The sequence below is a fragment of the Methylophaga sp. UBA5088 genome, assembly GCF_002414625.1.
Lineage (GTDB): Bacteria > Pseudomonadota > Gammaproteobacteria > Nitrosococcales > Methylophagaceae > Methylophaga > Methylophaga marina.
The window spans coordinates 773-2336 of sequence record NZ_DIAC01000080.1 but is presented as its reverse complement, the minus strand read 5'-3'; the positions used below and the strand labels follow the sequence as shown (position 1 = coordinate 2336).

The window sequence follows — 1564 nt, the reverse complement described above, 5'->3', positions numbered from 1 at the left end:
CTTGCTTAACTGATAACTTATTCCATTCAACCTGGCTTATGCTATTTCGAGCCGCATTCACTTGTTGCGATATGCCTAATAAAGTCTGAATATGATGACCCACTTCGTGAGCGATGACATAAGCCTGAGCAAAGTCACCCGGGGCATTTAACTGATTCTGTAATTGATCATAAAAACTCAGGTCGATATACACACGCTGATCGGCCGGACAATAAAAGGGCCCCATAGCCGATTGAGCTGTACCACACGCTGAATTCACCACACCGCGAAATAAAACCAGTTTGGGTGGGGTATAACGTTGGCCATTATCGCTAAAGATCGCTGACCAGGTTTCTTCAGTATCAGCAAGAATGACGGAGACAAAGTCGACACGTTCTTTTTCTTCAGCGGTTTCTTGCAATGGTTCGGAGGATGAGACGGTAGGGGCAGAAGCGGGGATACCGAACAAAGATAATAATGCCGGTAAGTTACCTGTGAATGTCGCCAACAACACAACACCTATCAGCAGAATGGCCGTGCCTTTAAAACCCAGTAATCGAAAGATAGCTGGTAGCAAACGGATAATACCGCCAGAGCCACTACGAACAGCTGAAACGCCTTGACTACGACGATCTTCAATATTGCTGCTTCTCTGTCTACCACGCCATTTCATTGTGTATCCTTTAGTAAAAAGGGAGCTTCTAAACAGGTCTGATATTACGGCATTTCGGGTACTGACTACAGCCCCAGAAAAACTGACCGGCATTGTCACCTTTTTTGCTTTGGCGTTTAACCATTTTATGGCCACAGCGAGCACATAGTGGTTCGTCCGTTTGCTGCCGCTCAACTAATTGCTTTACATGAGCCACATGCTCTCTGTTTGTTTTCAAGCTGCGTGAAAGGCGACCAGATTCAATTTGAGCAATGATGGCGTCCTTTTCTGCCGGCGTCAGCACAGGATTTGTTTTTGATTTTATATAGCGAGCATAGCCCAAGCCATAAGTCACATTATCTGGCATCGGTGTTTTAAAGTGGCTGTCACCAATAAAAACAATGACGGAAAAGACGTGTTCGTCTCTTAAGTCGAGCAAGGTTTGAAGTGTTTTGAGGTGTTTATGATTTTGATGAAGTGGATTTTGAAAACGGTATTTGTGCTTATAAAGTTGCTGAGTCCAATTTTTCTGAGAAGCACTGCCAAATATCCAGCCGCGAATATTTTTGGTTTCTACGACAAACACGCCATAAACAGAGACGATTATGTGATCAATCTGAGTCGTGCCATCTTCTGTCGGCAGGGTCACGTTTTTGATTAAATGATAATGCTGTTTATCCAATTGCCATCGGGCAATCACGTTGACCATAAACTCACCCATCATGCCTTTGAACCAGGCTGAGCGAAGAACGGCCAGACAGAGAAATAACGGAATGAAATACCAGAGAGACAATAAAGAAGAGAATATCGGAGTGAAGTCCATTTCAGCACCTTGGGGTTAATGTTCCAAGGTCATACAATGCACAAAAAAGGTGGGATAAACAAGCGGGCTGGAATAGAAGAGGAGATTTTCTTGGTGGGTGCTGAGGGGAT

General features: G+C 44.3%; 2 protein-coding genes. Both read right to left on the bottom strand.

Translation table 11 applies throughout. From position 1 onward, the window contains the following. Positions 1–652: neutral zinc metallopeptidase (locus B4K20_RS10185; protein ID WP_289282802.1), on the bottom strand; the 652-nt coding region annotated here is incomplete at its 3' end. 28 nt (positions 653–680) lie between these two features. Then, positions 681–1454 carry a nuclease-related domain-containing protein gene (locus B4K20_RS10180; RefSeq protein WP_289282801.1) on the bottom strand — a complete coding sequence of 258 codons (774 nt, stop codon included), beginning with the start codon at positions 1452–1454 and terminating at the stop codon, positions 681–683. Positions 1455–1564 lie beyond the last annotated feature (110 nt).